The sequence below is a fragment of the Xanthomonas sp. 4461 genome (assembly GCF_024806475.1).
In the GTDB taxonomy this organism is placed as follows: domain Bacteria; phylum Pseudomonadota; class Gammaproteobacteria; order Xanthomonadales; family Xanthomonadaceae; genus Xanthomonas; species Xanthomonas arboricola_F.
In genome coordinates, this window is sequence record NZ_JANTYV010000001.1 from 1 (window position 1) to 18,654 (window position 18,654).

16 protein-coding genes and 1 tRNA gene are annotated in these 18,654 nt (G+C 66.4%); 7 read left to right on the forward strand and 10 right to left on the reverse strand.

Annotated features, from left to right (window positions below; all coding sequences use genetic code 11):
• The first annotated feature begins 469 nt into the window (after positions 1-469).
• Together FHY19_RS00005 and FHY19_RS00010 are read left to right on the forward strand one after the other, a co-directional pair.
• A complete protein-coding gene (locus FHY19_RS00005; protein ID WP_259160661.1) occupies positions 470-1,672 on the forward strand; it encodes a homoserine O-acetyltransferase in 1,203 nt (400 codons plus the stop codon).
• Between the two features lie 101 nt (positions 1,673-1,773).
• Positions 1,774-2,073: a DUF1294 domain-containing protein gene (locus FHY19_RS00010; RefSeq protein ID WP_259150586.1), complete on the forward strand. Its 300-nt coding sequence runs from the start codon at positions 1,774-1,776 to the stop codon at positions 2,071-2,073.
• Between the two features lie 170 nt (positions 2,074-2,243).
• Here the strand turns inward: FHY19_RS00010 and cydC are convergent, their stop codons facing one another.
• Both cydC and cydD read right to left on the reverse strand, forming a co-directional pair.
• Positions 2,244-3,920, reverse strand: coding sequence for a thiol reductant ABC exporter subunit CydC (gene cydC, locus FHY19_RS00015; protein WP_259160663.1), 1,677 nt, complete (start codon positions 3,918-3,920; stop codon positions 2,244-2,246).
• A complete protein-coding gene (cydD, locus tag FHY19_RS00020) occupies positions 3,917-5,728 on the reverse strand; it encodes a thiol reductant ABC exporter subunit CydD (RefSeq protein ID WP_259160665.1) in 1,812 nt (603 codons plus the stop codon). The genes cydC and cydD overlap by 4 nt, the downstream gene beginning before the upstream one ends.
• A gap of 82 nt (positions 5,729-5,810) precedes the next feature.
• On the opposite strand from cydD, the gene FHY19_RS00025 reads away from it, so the two are divergent.
• The 5 genes from FHY19_RS00025 to FHY19_RS00045 all read left to right on the forward strand — a co-directional run bounded on the left by FHY19_RS00025 (position 5,811) and on the right by FHY19_RS00045 (position 10,282).
• On the forward strand, positions 5,811-7,433 hold the full coding sequence (locus FHY19_RS00025; RefSeq protein ID WP_259160667.1) for a cytochrome ubiquinol oxidase subunit I: 1,623 nt from the start codon (positions 5,811-5,813) through the stop codon (positions 7,431-7,433).
• A gap of 15 nt (positions 7,434-7,448) precedes the next feature.
• The gene (gene cydB / locus FHY19_RS00030; protein WP_259160669.1) at positions 7,449-8,600 is read left to right on the forward strand and encodes a cytochrome d ubiquinol oxidase subunit II; all 1,152 of its coding nucleotides are present in this window, start codon (positions 7,449-7,451) and stop codon (positions 8,598-8,600) included.
• Positions 8,601-8,684: 84 nt separating this feature from the next.
• A complete protein-coding gene (gene cydX / locus FHY19_RS00035; RefSeq protein WP_055852095.1) occupies positions 8,685-8,801 on the forward strand; it encodes a cytochrome bd-I oxidase subunit CydX in 117 nt (38 codons plus the stop codon).
• A 54-nt stretch (positions 8,802-8,855) separates the two neighbouring features.
• A tRNA-Pro gene (locus FHY19_RS00040) sits at positions 8,856-8,932 on the forward strand.
• Positions 8,933-9,016: 84 nt separating this feature from the next.
• A complete protein-coding gene (locus FHY19_RS00045) occupies positions 9,017-10,282 on the forward strand; it encodes an MFS transporter (RefSeq protein WP_259160671.1) in 1,266 nt (421 codons plus the stop codon).
• Here FHY19_RS00045 and FHY19_RS00050 read toward each other — a convergent pair.
• The 8 genes from FHY19_RS00050 to FHY19_RS00085 all read right to left on the reverse strand — a co-directional run bounded on the left by FHY19_RS00050 (position 10,263) and on the right by FHY19_RS00085 (position 18,649).
• Positions 10,263-12,176 (reverse strand): CocE/NonD family hydrolase, encoded by a 1,914-nt coding sequence (locus FHY19_RS00050; RefSeq protein WP_259160673.1) that lies wholly within the window; start codon positions 12,174-12,176, stop codon positions 10,263-10,265. The genes FHY19_RS00045 and FHY19_RS00050 overlap by 20 nt on opposite strands.
• 283 nt (positions 12,177-12,459) lie before the next feature.
• Positions 12,460-13,707, reverse strand: a complete 1,248-nt coding sequence (locus FHY19_RS00055) for a glutamate-5-semialdehyde dehydrogenase (protein ID WP_259160674.1) — start codon at positions 13,705-13,707, stop codon at positions 12,460-12,462.
• A 185-nt stretch (positions 13,708-13,892) separates the two neighbouring features.
• Positions 13,893-15,044 (reverse strand): glutamate 5-kinase, encoded by a 1,152-nt coding sequence (proB, locus tag FHY19_RS00060; protein WP_259150598.1) that lies wholly within the window; start codon positions 15,042-15,044, stop codon positions 13,893-13,895.
• Between the two features lie 13 nt (positions 15,045-15,057).
• Positions 15,058-15,318 (reverse strand): YciI family protein, encoded by a 261-nt coding sequence (locus FHY19_RS00065; protein WP_259150599.1) that lies wholly within the window; start codon positions 15,316-15,318, stop codon positions 15,058-15,060.
• Positions 15,318-15,671: a cupin domain-containing protein gene (locus FHY19_RS00070; RefSeq protein WP_259150600.1), complete on the reverse strand. Its 354-nt coding sequence runs from the start codon at positions 15,669-15,671 to the stop codon at positions 15,318-15,320. The genes FHY19_RS00065 and FHY19_RS00070 overlap by 1 nt, the downstream gene beginning before the upstream one ends.
• A complete protein-coding gene (locus FHY19_RS00075; RefSeq protein WP_259160675.1) occupies positions 15,671-16,966 on the reverse strand; it encodes an argininosuccinate lyase in 1,296 nt (431 codons plus the stop codon). Before FHY19_RS00075 ends, FHY19_RS00070 begins: the two co-directional genes overlap by 1 nt.
• Positions 16,967-17,090: 124 nt before the next feature.
• Entirely contained in the window at positions 17,091-18,041 is a 951-nt protein-coding gene (argC, locus tag FHY19_RS00080) for an N-acetyl-gamma-glutamyl-phosphate reductase (RefSeq protein WP_259160677.1), read from the reverse strand.
• Positions 18,038-18,649, reverse strand: coding sequence for a GNAT family N-acetyltransferase (locus FHY19_RS00085; RefSeq protein ID WP_259160679.1), 612 nt, complete (start codon positions 18,647-18,649; stop codon positions 18,038-18,040). The genes argC and FHY19_RS00085 overlap by 4 nt, the downstream gene beginning before the upstream one ends.
• Between the last annotated feature and the right edge of the window lie 5 nt (positions 18,650-18,654).

Sequence of the window (18,654 nt, forward strand, 5' to 3'; positions counted from 1 at the left end):
CGCGGGACCCTTGGCGGCATGGATGCCGCCACGGAGCTTACAGGGACGTACTTGCAGCGTGTCCCGCGATGGTGGGCGGGCAAGGGCCCTGCAGCGGGCGCGAAGACCTCGAGGGCGAGGACACCGCACCAGATAGTTGGCTGGTGATTTTGTTGAAGAACGAAACCACCGCATCGTGCGGTTTGCGGGTTGCGGGTTGCGGGTTGCTGTGCTGAAACTTTGCGCACCGATCAACTCGACTGGTCCTTGTCCGCCCACCGTCGCGGGACCCTTGGCGGCATGGATGCCGCCACGGAGCTTACAGGGACGTACTTGCAGCGTGTCCTGCGATGGTGGGCGGGCAAGGGCCCTGCAGCAAAGCCGCAGATCGACGGCTTTAAAAGGTGACATCACCTAACGCAAGGGCTCAAACCGAGTCCCCATCCCGATTCACCATGCCGCCCACCGCCACGCCGGATAGAATTGCGGCATGACCGAATTCATTCCCCCTGGCACGCTATACCACTCCCTGCCTTCGCCGTTTCCGATGAAGCGCGGTGGTGAGCTGCATCAGGCTCGTGTGGCTTACGAAACCTGGGGCACGCTGGCTGCCGATCGCAACAACGCGGTGCTGATCGTCACCGGCTTGTCGCCCAACGCGCATGCGGCCGCAAATCAGGCCAACCCCGAGCCGGGTTGGTGGGAGGCGATGCTGGGGCCGGGCAAGCCGATCGATACCGAACGCTGGTTCGTGGTGTGCGTCAATTCGCTGGGCAGCTGCAAAGGTTCGACCGGGCCGGCCTCGATCGATCCGGCCACCGGCGAGCGCTATCGGCTGCGCTTTCCGGACCTGTCGATCGAAGACGTGGCCGATGCCGCCGCCGATGTGGTGCGCGCACTGGGCATCGAACAGCTCGCCTGCCTGATCGGTAACTCGATGGGCGGCATGACCGCACTGGCGCTGTTGCTGCGGCACCAAGGCATCGCGCGCAGCCACATCAACATCTCCGGCAGCGCGCAGGCGTTGCCGTTTTCCATTGCCATCCGCTCGCTGCAGCGCGAAGCGATCCGGCTGGATCCGCACTGGAACGGCGGCCACTACGACGACACGCGCTACCCGGAATCGGGCATGCGCATGGCACGCAAACTCGGCGTGATCACCTATCGCTCGGCGCTGGAATGGGACGGCCGTTTTGGCCGGGTGCGGCTGGATTCCGAACAGGCCGACGACGATCCGTTCGGGCTGGAATTCCAGGTCGAAAGCTATCTGGAAGGACACGCGCGCCGCTTCGTGCGCTTCTTCGATCCCAACTGCTATCTGTACCTGAGCCGCTCGATGGACTGGTTCGATCTGGCCGACTACGCCGAGCCGACTCCGAGCGCACAGAGGCCATTGGCTGGCGCCCGCGGCCCCGGCGCGCCTGTTGGCATTGCGTCGGCAAGCCAGGGCTCCAGCGATGGCGAGGTGCTGGCCGGCCTGTCGCGTATCCGCATCGCGCGCGCGCTGTCGATCGGCGCCAACACCGACATCCTGTTCCCGGTGCAGCAACAGGAACAGATCGCCGATGGCCTGCGCGCCGGCGGCGCCGATGCCCGTTTCATCGGCCTGGATTCGCCGCAGGGCCACGACGCCTTCCTGGTGGATTTTGCACGGTTCGGCCCGGCGGTCCGCGATTTTCTGGACGCCTGCTGATTGCCAGGTCCAGAGCCACATCCAGAGCCAGATCACGCCCCTCGCAGACCGCCAGCAGCGTACTGCCGCGCCGGCTGCTGGCCGGCCTGTTCGCGGTCGGCATGCTCGGCCTGGTGCTCGCAGAACGGCTACCGGCTGCGATTGCGCTCTGGTACGCGGCAACCAGCATTGCCGCGCTGATCGCCTATCGGCTGGACAAGACCGCAGCCACACGCGGCCAGCGCCGCACCCCGGAAGCCACCCTGCATGCCATCGCCTTGCTCGGTGGCTGGCCCGGCGCGCTGCTGGCGCAATCGCTGTTCCGGCACAAGACCGTCAAGACCTCGTTCCAGATCGCGTTCTGGGTCAGCGCGCTCGCAAACGCCGCGGCCCTGGCCTGGGCGGTGTATCTGACGCGCTGAGGCGCGCCATGCCTGCGCTTCGACTGCGCAACAGCGATACAGGCGCGGCCGGTGCTCGGTACGGCATGCCCACGCGTCCCCCCGGTCATGAGCGCGCCATCCACGCCCACCTTACGACTGCGCGCTTCGTTCTGTTGGTCGCTCCAGGACCCAGCCATGGCGAAGGCCGCTCACTCCAGCGGCTGCAGCGTTCCATCACGCATGCGGTAATGCCGGTGCACCACACCGGCAGGCACGCTGTAGTGGGTGATCATCACCAGGCTGCGCTCGCCGAGTGCGGTGGCCAGATCCAGCAGCAAGGCGTGGGCGGTGTCCACGTCCAGGCCGTCGGTGGGTTCGTCGAGCAGCAGGATGGGAGCATCGCGCAACAGCGCACGCGCCAGCGCGAGGCGACGTGCCTGGCCTGCCGAAAGCGTGGCGCCGTTTTCGCCCACCCAGGTGTCCAGACCACGTTGCGCACGGGCCCAGTCGTGCAGGCGCACCTTCTCCAACGCCTGCCACATCGCCGCATCGTCGGCAGCGGCATCGCCGATGGCCAGATTCTCGCGCACGCTGCCGGCAAAGACCGGCGCATTCTGCGGCAACCAGGCGATGCGGCGATGCCATTGCGCCTGTGCGCAGTCACGCAGATCGATGCCGGCGTAGCGCACCTGCCCGGCCTGCGGATCCCATAGCCGCAGCAGCAATGCCGACAAGGTGCTCTTGCCGCTGCCGCTGTCGCCACTGATGGCGATGCGCTCGCCAGGCGCCAGGGTCAAATCGAGTGCGTGCAGCACCGGCCGTACGCCACCGGGCCACGCAAACGACACCTGCTGCAGTTGCAGCGTGCCAGTCCGTGGCATGTCGATGGCCTGCACGGGATCGGCGACCGACGGGGCTTGATCGACGATGACCTGCAGGCGCCGGGCAGCGACGCGCGCGCTTTGCAGCGACTGCAACGCAAGCCCGGCACCGGCCCATACCTCCAGCAGCGCCATGGTCAGAAACACCAGGCCGGCAGCCATGTCCGCTGCGATCAGCCCCCGCTCGGCGGCGTGCAGCGCAAGCCACAGCATGCCGGCCAGACCGAAGGCAGCGCAGACCGCGTGCAGCAGGTTGCCGGCGATCAGGCGACGCCGTTGCAGGCGGTCGCCCTGCCCCACGGCCGCCGCAGTGGCGTGAAGCCGATGCAGCCAGGCGCCTTGCGCATCGACCGCGGCCAGGTCGGCCGCACCTTCCAGGCCTTCGAACGCCTGCGTGCGCAATGCCGTGCGGTGCTGCGCACGCAACTGCTCGCGCTGCGCGCCGCCACGTGCGACCTGCCAGGGCACCAGCCCGCCGATCAACCCACCCAGCGCCAGCAACAACAGCGCCGCGGGCGGATAGATCAAGGCAGCGGCAACCGCGCCGGCCAGCCAGATGCCGACCAGCGCCGACAGCGGCGCGAGCGCACGCACGCTCAGGCCATCGACTTCGCCGATGTCCGACATCAGGCGCGCCAGCAGATCGCCGGTGCGCGTGGCCGACAGCCGCCCCGGCGCCAGCGGTAACGCACGACGGAAGAACCACACCCGCAGATCGCGGGCGATGCGCAAGGTGGCATCGTGGCCGATCAATTTTTCACCATAGCGCGACACGATGCGCGCAAACGTCAACGCACGAATGCCGGCCGATGGCGAGAAGAAATTGAAGCCAGCCCCCATGCCGGCAACGCCAGCCAATGCCGCGGCCGTGAGAAAGCTGCCGGACAGGCTCAGCAGGCCAACCCCGGCCAGCATGGTAACCAGCACCAGCAGCGCAGACAGCAACAGCCGCCAGGCGTGCTGGCGAAACACCCCGCTCAAACGATCGTGGCGTGTGTCGTTCATGGCGCGCTCGCCGTCACGGTCGTGCCACGCAGATCGATCACCACATCGGCCCAGCGCATCACCGCAGGGCTGTGCGTTGCCAGCACCACCGCGCGGCCACGTGCAAATACGCCAAGCGTGCGCAGCAATTCGGCTTCGGTGTCCGGATCGAGAAACGCGGTGGGTTCGTCCAGTAGCAGCAGATCCGGCTCGCGCAGCAGCAGCCGCGCCAATGCCACACGCCGCGCTTCGCCACCGGACAGGCCGAAGCCGCGCTCGCCGATCAGCGTGTCCAGGCCGGCCGGCAACTGCGCGGCGAAGCGCAGCACCTGCGCGGCATCGGCCACCGCGTGCAGGCGTGCGCTGCTGGCCTGCGGATCGGCCAGCCGCAGATTGTCGGCAATGCTGCCGTGAAACAGGTACGGCCGCTGGGTGGCATAGCCCACACGCGTGCCCGGGCGCAGCACTACACTGCCCGCTTCGGCTGGCAGCCAGCCGGCAAGCCCTTCCAGCAAGGTGCTCTTGCCACTACCGCTGGCACCGATCACCGCCACGCGCTGCCCGGGCTGCAGGTCCAGCGAGAATTGCGTGATCACCGTGTGCGGCGCACCAGCCGGACGCAGTGCCAGAGCACGTGCCCGCAGCAACGGCGCATGCGCCTGTGCAGGCTCCAGGGCGTGTTGCGACAGCGCCGAGCCCGGCGCGCTGCCATCAACATCGTCGGGGAAGCCTTCCAGCAACCGCTCGGCCTCCGTCACTGCGGCCAGCGCGTTGGCGCGGTCGTGGTAATACGCTGCAAGACGCCGCAACGGCGCAAAGAATTCCGGCGCCAGCAGCAGGCAGAACATGCCCGCACCCAGCGACGGCAGCCCATGCAAGTCGAGCATGCCCAGATAGCTCAAGCCGAAATACAAGGCCACGATCGCCACGCTCACCGAGGCGAAGAATTCCAGCACCGTGGACGACAGGAACGCGATGCGCAGCACCTTGAGCGAACGCTCGCGCACGCCCTCCGCCGCCGCCGCAATGCCGCCCAGTTCGGCCTGGCCACGGCCATACACCCGCAGCAAGCCCAGCCCCTTCAGACGGTCGGCAAAGTGCCCGCCCATCCGTGCCAGCTCGCCGAGTTGCTCGCGACCTGCAGCTTCCGCACCCCATCCCACCAGCATCATGAAAAATGGAATCAACGGCGCGGTGAGCAACAGCACCAGGCCCACCACCCAATCGACCGAAAACACCGCAATCAGGATCACCGGCGGCACCAGCATGATCTCGGTGCGTGCCAGCTGATAGCCGACGAAATACCCTTCCAGCGCATCGGTGTGCGCCAGGCTCAACTCCCCCAGTTCGCCGCTGCGTTGCCGGCGTAGCCAGAGCGGGCCGTGCTGCACCAGACGGCGCGCGATGCGGGCACGCAATTCGCGCTTGGCCGCATCGGCCACCTCGCCGGTCAGCGATTGCGCACAGCCGTTGAGCAGTGCACGCCCGAGCAGCGCGACCAGCAACCCCACGCCCACGTTGCGTAACTGCGCCAAGGCCACGTGCTGCACCAGTACCGCTTGCACCAACCATGCGATGGCCGCCGACTGCGCCAGCAACAACACCCCAGACAACGCCACCGCCACAGCGGACAGCCGACGGGCACGCGCAGCGGGTGCGGCAAGCGCATCCAGCCACTGGCCGCGTTGACGGCGCTGGGCGTGCGTTTCGCTGACTTGCACGCTGGGCTGGCTCACATGGCTCTCTTCAGGCGCTGCATCGCAGGCGATTGTAAGTCGCCACTGCCCACTGCGGGATGGACAGTGTGCCGCACCCGAGCGGGGCCGCATTGATTTGGATCAACGCGCGCGGCGCGGCGGCGGCAGATGATCCGCCATGTTCCTCACCGATACTCAACCAGGCCACCCCGCCATGATCGACTCGACAGTTGTCGAACTGTCGCGGCTGCAATTCGCAGTCACCGCGATGTACCACTTCATCTTTCCGCCGCTGACCATGGGCCTGTCGTTCCTGCTCGGCATCATGGAAAGCGTCTACGTCATGACCGGCAAGCCGATCTGGCGGCGCATGACCATGTTCTGGGGCGTATTGTTCGGCATCAACTTCGCCATGGGTGTCGGCACCGGCATCGTGATGGAGTTCGAGTTCGGCATGAACTGGTCGTACTACAGCCATTACGTCGGCGACATCTTCGGCGCGCCGCTGGCGATCGAAGGGTTGATGGCGTTCTTCCTGGAGGCGACGTTCCTGGGCCTGTTCTTCCTGGGCTGGAACCGCCTGAGCAAGCTGCAGCACCTGATCACCACCTGGCTGGTGGCCTTGGGCAGCAACTTCTCTGCGCTGTGGATCCTGATCGCCAACGGCTGGATGCAGAACCCGACCGGCGCGGTGTTCAACCCGGACACCATGCGCATGGAAGTGGTCGATTTCATGGCGGTGCTGTTCAACCCGGTGGCGCAGGCCAAGTTCGTGCATACCGTCAGCGCCGGCTACGTGCTCGGTGCGGTGTTCGTGATGTCGATCAGCGCGTTCTATCTGCTACGCGGCAAGCACACCGAGATGGCGCGCCGCTCGTTTGCGGTGGCCGCAGCCTTCGGCCTGTTGTCGTCGCTGTCGGTGGTGGTGCTCGGTGACGAGAGCGGCTACGCCGCCAACGAACACCAGAAGATGAAGCTGGCCGCGATCGAAGCGATGTGGGAGACCGAAGCCGCGCCGGCCGACTTCACCGCGTTCGGCATTCCCAACCAGCAGACCCATCGCAACGACTACGCGATCAAGATTCCGTACCTGATGGGCCTGATCGCCACGCGTTCGCTGGATCAGCCGATTCCCGGCATCCTGGAACTGGTCGGCCGTGCCGAACACCGCATCCGCGGCGGGCAGATCGCCTACGGCGCGCTGCAACGCATCCGCGCCAACAAGGACGATCTCGAAGCACGCAAGATCTTCGATGCGCATTGGCAGGATCTTGGCCACGGCCTGCTGCTCAAGCGCTATCGCGACGACATCGGCAATGCCACGCCCGAGCAGATCGCGCAGGCGGCGATGGATACGGTGCCACGTGTGCTCCCGCTGTTCTGGACGTTCCGCATCATGGCAGGCATCGGCGTGTATCTCATCGCCTTCTTCGCCATTGCGTTCTGGTTCGCGTGCAAGCACACCTTCCAGGAAAAGCGCTGGTTCCTGACCCTGGCGTTGTGGACGCTGCCGCTGCCGTGGATCGCCATCGAGTGCGGTTGGTTCGTGGCCGAGTACGGCCGCCAGCCGTGGGCGGTTGAAGGCGTGCTGCCGACCTTCTATGCCGCATCGGGTCTGGATCTGTATGAAATCGTGTTGACCCTGGTCGGCTTCACCGCGCTGTACACCACGCTGCTGGTGATCGCGATCAAGCTGTCGCTGAAGACGATCCGCAAGGGCCCTGACGCGCTGTTTCCGCCGACGCCATACAGCCCGTCACCGAACGGCGACTCGCCCCACGCTTCCTCACCCCATGCCCCATTGAGCACCGGCGCACTGGCCGGTGGCGCACCGTAAGCCAGGAGAGACACCATGGATTTCATCTTGCTCGACTACACCACATTGCGCGTGATCTGGTGGCTGTTGCTTGGCGTATTGCTGTGCGGTTACGCGGTGATGGGCGGCTTCGATCTGGGCGTCGGTGCGCTGCTGCCGTTCGTGGCGAAAAACGATGCCGAACGTCGTCTGGTGATCAACACCGTCGGCCCGGTCTGGGAGGGCAACCAGGTATGGCTGATCCTGGGCGGTGGCGCGATCTTCGCTGCGTTCCCGCCGCTGTATGCGGTGAGTTTTTCCGGATTCTATCTGGCGATGTTCGTCATTCTGTTTGCGCTGATCCTGCGGCCGGTCGGCTTCAAGTTCCGCGGCAAACTGACGGACCAACGCTGGCGCAACAGTTGGGATTGGGCATTGTTCGTCGGCGGTTTCGTTCCGGCGTTGATCATGGGCGTGGCGGTTGGCAATGTCGTACTGGGTGTTCCGTTCCATTTCGACGACAGCATGCGCATCTTCTACACCGGCAATCTGTTCGGGCTGCTGACCCCGTTCGCGCTGCTCGCCGGTCTGCTCAGCGTGGCGATGCTGATCGCCCACGGCGCGGCGATGCTGGTGCTCAAGACCAGTGGACCGGTGGCCGAACGCGCCGCGCGTATCGGCAGCCTCGCCGCGCTGGGTGCGGTGGCATTGTTTGCCGCAGCCGGCGTCTGGGTGGCGTTTGGCCTGCCCGGCTACGCCGTGACATCGGTGCTGGCGACCGATGCGCAGACCAATCCACTGGCCAAGACCGCTGCACTGACGGCTAGCGGCGGCTGGCTATACAACTACGGCAGCATGCCGGCCACCTTGGTGGCGCCGCTGGTCGGCCTGCTCGGGCTTGGGATGAGCGCAGTGCTGCTGCGTGCACGACGCGGCGGGCTGGCGTTCATCGCCTCGGGCAGCGCCATCATCGGCATCGTCTTTACCGTGGGGTTTGCGCTGTTCCCGTTCCTGCTGCCGTCCTCCACTGCACCGAGTGCCAGCCTGACGCTATGGGACGCTTCCAGCAGCCGTCTCACGCTGTGGATCATGCTGCTGGCCACCACCGTGTTCATGCCGATCGTGCTGGCCTACACGGCGTGGGTGTATCGCGTGCTCCGGGGCAAGGTGACTGCCGACGAACTCTCCGCCAATCCCAATGCGTATTAGCTGACGCGGTTGCGGCGATGCCGGCATGTCGTCGCAGCTGCGCTCGCCTTCCCACTTCCTCAACGTTTTTCAGGAGCACACACGATGTGGTACTTCGCCTGGATTCTCGGCACCGGTCTGGCGGCATTGGCCGCTGTTCTCAACGGCATGTGGTTCGAGGCGCGCGAGCCCGAGCGTGCGCATCGGCCTCAGGAAAAATAATTGCGATGGATGCTTGCCGATTCCGCATTCCCTATGTAACATACGCGGCTCCTTCGGGGTGTAGCTCAGTCTGGTAGAGCGCTACGTTCGGGACGTAGAGGTCGCAGGTTCGAATCCTGTCTCCCCGACCAGTTTCAAAACACAAAACCGGCCTCGTGCCGGTTTTGTGTTTTCAGGCGCCGCCGCACGGATGTGCACGGTGCGGATGGTCTGTCATGTCTGTTGTCACTGCCGCCTCGTCTTTGTCCGCCCAATCGCGTGGGCGCGCCCTGGTGCTGGCCGCCATTTTGTTGTCCGCCTTCAACCTGCGCACGGCGGTGACGTCGTTGACCCCGTTGCTGGAACGCATTGCCGGCGAATACGGGTTCGGGGCGACGACCATGGGCGCACTCGGCATGTTGCCCACTGCCGCATTTGCGCTGACCGGCGTTGCAACGCCTGCGGTGCTGCGTCGCTACGGGCTGCTGCGCACCGCACTGGTATCGATGGCGCTGGCCACGCTGGGGCTGATGGTGCGACCACTGCTGCCGGGCACCGGCGGGCTGCTGACCGGTTCGCTGGTGGCGCTGGCCGGCATGGGCATGGGGAATGTGGTGCTGCCGCCGTTGGTGAAACGCTACTTCGGCGACCGCGTGGGGCGGGTCAGCACGCTGTACATCACCGTGCTGCAGGTTGGCACCCTGCTGCCGGCGTTGATGGCGGTGCCGGTGGCCGATGCGCTGGGCTGGCGCAGCTCGATGGTGGTGTGGGTGTTGCCGGCACTGCTGGCCCTGGTGGCCTGGGCGCTGGTGCAGGCCAGCCAGGGCCGCCCGCGCGCTACCGGACCGGCACCGGTCACGCCCACCTCCGAAGCCGAAGGCCGGGTCGCACGCACCGCCCTGGGCTGGAGCATGGCGATCACCTTCGGCATGACCTCGCTGGTGACCTATTCGATGTTCACCTGGCTGCCCACGCTGCTGCGCGAAGCCGGCGCCTCGCCCGCGTTCGGCGGCACCATGGTGGCGCTTTTCGCCGCGCTCGGCATGGTCGGCGCATTGACCATGCCGGCCTTGGCAGTGCGCATGCGTAACCCGTTCCCGATCGTGTTGCTGTGCGCGGCCTGCCACCTGGTCGCGTTTGCCGGGCTGTGGTGGGCACCGCTGGCGGCGCCGATCCTGTGGGTGACCTTGCTTGGCCTGGGGCCCAGCACCTTCCCGCTGGCCCTGGTGCTGGTCAACCAGCGCAGCCGCACGGCCGCCGGGTCGGCCGCGCTCTCCGGGTTCTCGCAGGGCATGGGCTATGCGGTGAGTTGCCTGGGGCCGTTTCTGTTCGGCTGGCTGCATGCGCACAGCGGCGGCTGGAGCTCGCCGTTCGTGTTTCTGGTGATCTGCATCGTGGTGCAGCTGGGCGCCGCCTGGGTGGTGTGCCGCCCGCAGTTGCTGGAAGACGTGTGGGCGCCGCCGGCGCGCGGCGCCCGTGGGCTCAACGCACCGGCAGACTGATGTAGGTGGGCTGCTCCGGCGTCACGTAAACGCGCTGGGTAGCCTTTTGATAATCGCCCGGCTTGGCGAAGAAGATATTCGGCACGTAGGTTTGCGGGTTGCGGTCGTAGAGCGGGAACAGGCTGGATTGCACCTGCACCATCACCCGGTGGCCTTTCTGGAAGGTGTGGTTGGCGGTGGGCAGGCCGAATTCGAACGCCAGCGGCTGATTGGACGCCAGCGGCTTAGGCGCGCTGAAACTCTCGCGATAGCGGCCGCGGAAGATCGCCAGCGAGACCGGCAACTCGTAGCCACCCATCTTGGGGGTGGACGCCATCTCGTCCGGGTACACGTCGATCAGCTTGACCACCCAGTCGCTGTCGCTGCCGCTGGTGGAGGCCTGCAGATGCACATCGGGCGCACCGGCGATCTGCAACGGCTCGGTCAGCGGCTCGGTGACGAAGGTCAGCACATCCGGGCGTCCGTCCACAAAGCGTTGGTCGTGGACCAGCCAGGTGGTCCACATGCTGCGGTCGGCAAAATCCACCGGGCGCGGTGCGAACGGCACCGGCTTGGCTGGATCGGAAACGTATTCTTCAAACGCGCCCTGCCCTGCAGCGGGCTTGTCGAAGGACAGCTTGCCGCCGGCCTGCAGATACAGCGGTTTGCTCGCCGACGCACAGCCCTTGGCGCAACTGCGCGGCCAGGACTGCAGGCGATCCCAGCGGTTCTCGCCGGTGTCGTAGATGAACACCGGCGGCGTGCTCGCCTTGGGCGCGCCATCGACCAGGTATTGATCGAAGAACGGGCGCAGCACATCGCGACGAAACTGACGCGCGGTGTCGCCATCGAAATTCAATGCGCCCAGGGAGCTGCCGTCGTAGTTCACCTGGCTGTGCCGCCATGGCCCCATCACCAGATAGTTGAGCGTGTTGCGCTTGTCGCGCGGCTCCATCGCCGCGTAGCTGTGGATCGCGCCCCACATGTCTTCCTGGTCCCACAGCCCCTGCAGCCACATCGTGGGCACCTTGAGCGGCGTGCGCGCCATCACCTTGTCCAGCGCCTGCTCCTGCCAGAACGCATCGTACGCCGCGTGTTCGGTGAGCTTGTGCCACCACGGCAACTGCTCCAGCCCGGCGGCCTTGGCGAAGTCCCCGGCCGAGCCGGCCTGCAGGAAATTGCTGTAATCGTCCTGCCCCTGGCGCGGGATGCCGGCGCCCTTGCCGCGCTTGCTGAGCTGGCCGGTGAAGTAGTCGAAGTTGACCTGGCGGAACGCGCCGTAGTTGAACCAGTCGTCGCCCATCCAGCCATCGATCATCGGGCTTTCCGGCGCGGCCACCTTCAACGCCGGATGCGGGTTGGTCAGTGCCATCACCACGGTGAAGCCTTCGTAGGACGAGCCGATCATGCCGACCTTGCCGTTGGATTCGGTCACGTTCTTGACCAGCCAGTCGATGGTGTCCCACGCATCGGTGGCGTGGTCCACGTCGCCGGGATTGAGCGCGCCGCGCAGCGGGCGGGTCATCACGTAGTCGCCCTCGGAGCCGTACTTGCCGCGTACGTCCTGGAACACGCGGATGTAGCCGCCTTCCACGAAGACGTCGTCGCCGGGCGGCAGCAGGTCCTTCATATGCGGCGAGGCCAGGCGCTCGCTACGGCCGCTGGCGTCGTATGGCGTGCGCGTCAGCACCATCGGCGCGTTGCGTGCGCCCTTGGGCACCACGATCACGGTGTGCAGCTTCACGCCATCGCGCATCGGAATCATGACCTCGCGCTTGACGTAGTCGTTGGCAGCCTCGCTTGCCACGAACGGCTTGCCGGTGATGTCCGGCGTCATCGGCGAGGTCTGGGCGAAGGCACTGCCGGTGGCGGCGGCAATGGCGGTGGCGAGCAGGCAGACAGCAAGGCGGCGCATCGACGACTCCGGAACGGGCGGGGCAATCGACGACTGTAGTGAGGCCACAGGCTGCCGGGGGAGTGTCAAAGGTCGTGGTCGGCGGGTTGGACGTGCGCTGAGTGGCTGCGGATACGGCGGGGTGTGGGCACGGTTTGCACGCACGGTGGCTGCGGACAATGGCGCAGGCAGGGCTGCGTCAGTTCGCGACGCCACGCCTCCACCACCAGGGGCGCGGCAGCGCTGCTTCAGCAGGCAAAGGATCGCTGGCGGGCCGCCACGGTCCTGGTCGGCCGCGTGCCGATCAGTGACGCACCTGGCCTTCGCCACGCACCACAAAGCGCTCCACGGTCAGCGCTTCCAACCCCATCGGGCCATACGAATGCAGGCGCGTGGTCGAGATACCGATCTCCGCGCCCAGGCCGAGCTCGCCACCATCGGAGAAGCGCGAGGAAGCGTTGACCATCACCACCGCCGAACGTAGTGCATGCACGAAACGCTCGGCGTTTGCGGCGTCCTCGGTGGCGATCACTTCGGTATGGTCCGAGCCGTACTGGCGAATGTGGGCCAGTGCGGTGTCAAGATCCGGCACGATTCGGATCGCCAGGATCAGATCCAGATACTCTGCGGCATAGTCGTCGTCGCTGGCAGGCGCGATCTCGGGCACCACCGCACGCGTTGCCGCGTCGCCACGCAGTTCCACGTTGCGCGCGCGCAGCGCAGCGGCTGCCAGCGGCAGGAAGCGCTCGGCGATGTCTGCATGCACCAACAGCGTTTCCAGCGAGTTGCAGGCCGATGGCCGGCTCGCCTTGCCGTCGACCAACAGGCGCACGGCACGCTCCACATCGGCCGACGCATCCACAAACAGATGGCACACGCCCTTGTAATGCTTGATCACCGGCACGCGCGCGTGTTCGGCGACAAAGCGGATGAGCCCTTCCCCACCACGCGGAATCGCCAGGTCGATGATGTCGCTGAGCTGCAGCAGCTCCAGCATGGTCTCGCGACGCAGATCCTCGACCAGCGTCAAAGCCGCTTCCGGCACACCCGCCGCACGCAATGCACCCTGCAATGCGCGCGCAATTGCGGTGTTGGAATGGATCGCCTCGGAGCCGCCACGCAGGATCACGCCATTGCCGGCCTTGATGCACAGCGCGGCCGCATCGGCGGTGACGTTGGGACGGGCCTCGTAGATCATCGCAATCACCCCCAGCGGCACGCGCACCTTCTGCACGCGGATGCCGTTGGGGCGCGTGTCGTCGCGTGTGACCTGACCGACCGGGTCCGGCAACTGCGCCACCTCGCGCAATGCCGCCGCGATGCCGGCCAGGCGCACCTGGTCCAGCGCCAGCCGGTCGAGCATGGCTGTGCCGGTGCCTTTGGCGCGAGCGGCTTCAAGATCGCGCGCGTTTGCGGCAAGGATCAACGCGGCATCGGCTTCCAGTGCGGCAGCCATCGCGTCGAGCAGATCCTGCTTGGCCTGCGCGGAAAGTTGCGAGAGCACCTGCGCGGCCTCCCGGCACTGCAGGGCCAGCATTTTCATTTCGGACATGGTGGGAACGTTCGGCCGTCGAGACTGCAGCAGAAAGTAGCGCAAAGCATCGCGGAGAGCCAAAGCGGTCGCGCTTGCAACGATCTCTCGGCGCGCCGCTGCCGCAGCGCAGACGACTGGATCAGGGCGCGTGCAACGCGCTGGCTCCCGGACGAGCATGGGTAGCGCGTCGCGCTTGCGATGCGCTACAGCACCACCAGGTCGTCGCGATGCACCACGTTCTCCCCATAGCTGTACCCGAGCACGGACTCGATCTCGCGCGAATGGCGGCAGGCAATACGGCGGATATCCACTGCCGAATACTGGCTGACGCCGCGCGCCAGGCAGCGCTCGCCGCTGTCGTCGCGCAGACGGATCTCCACCATGTCGCCACGCCTGAAGTCGCCCTCGGCCCCGGCCACGCCGCCAGGCAACAACGATGCGCCCTTCTCGCTCAGCGCGGTCGCCGCGCCGGCATCGATCAGGATGGCACCGGCTTCCACCGGCGCATGCCGCAACCAGTACTTGCGCGCCGCAATCCGCGTGCGCGCGGCATGGATGCGCGTCCCGCATAGGCGATCCTGCGCCAGCCCGCGTACCACCTCGCTGCTGCGGCCATTGAACAGATAGGTCTCGATGCCCGCGGCGCCGGCCTTGGCGGCAGCTTCCAGCTTGGTGCGCATGCCGCCGGTGCCCACGCTGCTGCCGCTGCCGCCGGCCATCGCCATCACCTGCGGCGTGAGATCGGGGACATCGTCGAGCGGCCGCGCCAACGGGTTGCTGCGCGGGTCGGCGCTGTACAGGCCGTCGATATCGGTGGCGATGAACAAGGCATCGGCATCGACCAATGCGGCGACGATCGCCGCCAGATTGTCGTTATCGCCCAGCTTGAGCTCGTCCACCGATACGGTGTCGTTTTCGTTGACCACCGGCAGCGCGCCAAGCCGCAACAACTCGCCCAAGGTAGCGCGTGCATTGAGATAACGGCGACGGTTGCGCAGGTCGTCGTGGGTCAGCAACACCTGCGCCACCGGGCGCTCGAAAAAGCGTTGCCAGAGCGCGATCAATTGCGCCTGCCCCAGCGCAGCCAGCGCCTGCCGCGCGGCGATCGGCGCGCCGGCCTCGGCAGCTTTGGGCAGGATTGCCCGGCCGGCCGCCACCGCGCCCGACGACACGATCACCAGCTCCCGCCCGGCGGCCAGATTGGCCGACACGAACTGCGCCAGGCCCAGCGCAAAGCGGGGCGACAGGCCACCACCGTCTGCGGCCAGCAGGCTGCTGCCGACCTTGAGCACCGCACGCCGCCACGGCGGCAGCGCTTGCTCGGTGAACGGCGAGGTGTTCGCAGGCGTGGTCATCGTGGCGAAATGCTCAGTGCGTCTTCCATTCGTGGACGGTCAGCGTGGAGGCATCGCGCAGCACCAGCGGATCGCGTGCCACGATCTGCTGCGCCTGCTCCAGGCTGTCCACGTTGACCAGCACGTAGGCGCCGCCGCTGCCGTCGCTGAAGCCGCCGGTCAGTTCCAGCTGCCCGGCCGCCCGCAGCGTATCGAGAAATGCGCGATGCGCCTCCACCACATCCGCCGGAAAGTGCGGTTTGCGCATCGCCAGCACCAGATAGCGCATCGACATCAGCCGGCCTCCTTGTCGGGTGTTGCCTCACTACGACCGAACGGGGTGGAAATCACCAGGAAGCGCGCTTCCATCGCGGACAGGTTATGCATCTGATGGGTGGAACCGGGCGGCACATGCAAGCCCTGCCCCACGCGCAACACATGCTGTGCGCCGTCCAGCTGCAGCATCACCTCGCCGGCCAGCACATAGAAGAAATGCCGCGCGCGACTATGCCGATGGCGCAACTCTGCAGCGCCTGGCGGCATGTGTTCCTCGAGCACGCTCAAGTTGGGGTCGCGCAACAGGTGCCAGCCGTGGCTGGCTTCGCCCCAGGGGTAATGTTCGGCGGTGTCGGTGCTGATCATGGCCATCAGACCAGGGCCTCCCATCGGGCACGCAGCACGTCCAGCTGCAGGTCCGCTGCGGCACCTGGCGAGACACGTGCAGCCAGGCTGCCTTCCGGCGTGCGCCCCTGCCCTGCGGTTTCCGATGCTTCCGCTGCAGCCTTGTAGGCATCGCGGAACGGGACGCCGGCCACGGCCGCTTCCACTGCCACGTCGGTGGCGTACATGCCCGAGTCGATCGCCGCATGCAGCTTGTCCCGGCGCCATTCCAGATTGGCGAGCAGCGCCGGCAACAGTTCCAGCGCGGCCAGGCCACGGCCGAAACCGTGCACGATGGCGCCCTTGCTGCTCTGCAGATCGCGGTGATAACCGGACGGCAGCGACAGCAGCTGTTCGATCTCGGTCCGCGCGGCCGCCACGCTGGCATGGGTGGCGCGCATCAGTTCGATGACATCGGGGTTGCGCTTGTTGGGCATGATCGAGCTGCCGGTGGTGTACTGCGCCGGCAACGCGACAAACGCAAATTCGCCGCTGGTGAACAGCGACAGATCCCAGGCGATACGCCGCAAGTCCAGGGTGGCGCTGCCAAGCGCCTCGAGTGCGGCCAGCTCGTACTTGCCGCGCGACAGTTGCGCGTAGATCGGCGAGACCTGCAGACGTGCAAAACCGAGCTCGGCGGTGGTGTGCGCGCGGTCCAGCGGCAGATTTACGCCGTAGCCGGCAGCGGTGCCGAGCGGGTTGCTGTCCACCAGGTGCAAGGTGTCGGTCGCGCGCACGGCATTATCGATAAACGCTTCTGCCCAGCCGGCCCACCACATGCCCGCCGACGACACCACCGCACGCTGGATATGCGTGTAACCCGGCACCGGCAACGCGGCTTCGGCCTGCGCGCGATCCAGCGCCACCTTGGCGATCTCGCCGCTGAGCTCGGCCACGCGCCGCAGTTTGTCCTTCAACCATAGCCGCGTTGCGACCAGGATCTGATCGTTGCGACTGCGTCCGGTGTGGATCTTGCGGCCGGCATCGCCCAGGCGCTCGGTCAGGCGTGCTTCGATCGCCGAATGGCAATCTTCGTACTGGGCATCGAGCACGAATGCGCCGCTACGGAAATCGTCCGCCAACAGATCGAGTTGTTCGCTCAGGCCGCCCAGCTCCTGCAACGACAGGATGCCGATGTGCTGCAGCCCCTGTGCATGCGCCTTGCTGGCCGCGATGTCGTGCAGGAAGAACTCGCGATCCAGGATCACATCGTCGCCGGCCAGGAAGGTCTGGATTTTGGCGTCAACCGCAACACCGGGTTTTTGCCACAACAGATTGGTCATCGGAAAGCGTCTCGAAGTAAAGCATCAGGTTAAATCCCCGCACATGGATGCGCGGGCTTCTGCGAGGGACTCGCATCTTTGAATCCCCGCACATGGCGGTGCAGGCTTCTGCGAGGGACTCGCATCAACAAATCGCGGTTAATTCGTCCCAGCCCAATGCCAGGTTGAGGTTCTGCATCGCCTGGGTCGCCGCGCCCTTGAGCAGGTTGTCCAGCGTCGCCACCACCACCACCCGCTTGTTGCCGGGCGCCAGGGTGATGCCGCCGATCTGCACGCCGTGCTTGCCGGCAATGCGGCTCACCCACGGCGCCTCGTCGACAAGCTCGACCAGCGGCTCGCCCGCATACCGCTGCGCATAGCGCGCCTGGATCTGCTCGCGTGTCAGCGCTTGCTGCAGCCACAGGTTGACGGTCATGGTGATGCCACGGAAATGCGGCGCCACGTGCGGCATGAACTCCACCGGCACGCCAAGCTGCGCCGACACTTCGCGCTCGTGCATGTGGTTGGTCAGCGCATACGGCATCAGGTTATCGGCGAGCAGCTCGGGGTTGTTCTTGTCCGACGGCGTGGTGCCCGCACCGGAATAGCCGGACACGCCAAAGCATTGCGGCGGGCCGGCCAGCTGATCCAGCAAGGGGGTGATCGCCAGCTGCATCGCGGTGGCATAGCAGCCAGGGTTGCTGATACGGCGCTGCCCCGCATACCTGCCACGGGTGAGCTCGGGCAAGCCGTAATACCACGCCGGGTCGAAACGATAGTCCGCCGACAGATCGATCAGCAGCGTCTGCGGCCGGCTCGCGTCGATTGCGGCAACGAACGGCTCGGCCTTGCCGTTGGGCAGCGCCAGGATCACCACGTCGGCGGCCTTGGCGGCCACCGCGTCGGCGTCCAGGCTTTCGAATCGCAGATCGCCGCGATACCCGTCGTTGTGGTCGGCCACGGCCTGCCCGGCCAGTTCGCGCGATGACACGAACACCAACTGCAGGTGCGGATGCGCCGCCACCAGCTTGATCAATTCCGAACCGGTATGCCCGCGGGCGCCAACGATGCCGATGGTTGTTGCTTGAGCACTCATGCGTTTGCTTCCAGGCGGAACTGCAGGTGGCGTTTCACCCCCGCCCATTCCGTATCGATGATGGAGAACACCACGGTATCGCGCGGCGTACCGTCGGCGTGGCGGGTGTGATTGCGCAGTACGCCGTCCTGCTTTGCGCCCAGCCGCGCGATTGCCGCGCGCGAGGTGTGATTGAACCAGCTGGTCTCGAACACCACGCTCAGGCAGCCCAGCGTTTCGAAGGCGTACTGCAGCAGCATCAGCTTGGCTTCGGTATTGACGCCGCTGCGCTGCACGCGCGGCGCGTACCAGGTGTAGCCGATCGACAGCTTGGGCACTGTCGCATCCAGCCCGTAATAGCGTGTGCAGCCGACGACCTCACCGGCCGCATCGCGCACCGCCAGCGGCAGTGCCGTGCCCTCGGCGCGGGCCGCCAATGCCGCCCCGAGGTAGGCATCGACCTGGGCCGGTGCCGGCACCCCGGTGTACCACAGGTGCGACAGCGCACCGTCGCCCAGTGCCGCGCGCAGACCATCGGCATGCGCTGGCTGCAGCGGCTCCAGGGTTGCGTGCTGCCCGCGCAAGACAGGCATCTGGCTCCAGGCCAAGGGCAAGGCGATGGGCGTCATTATGC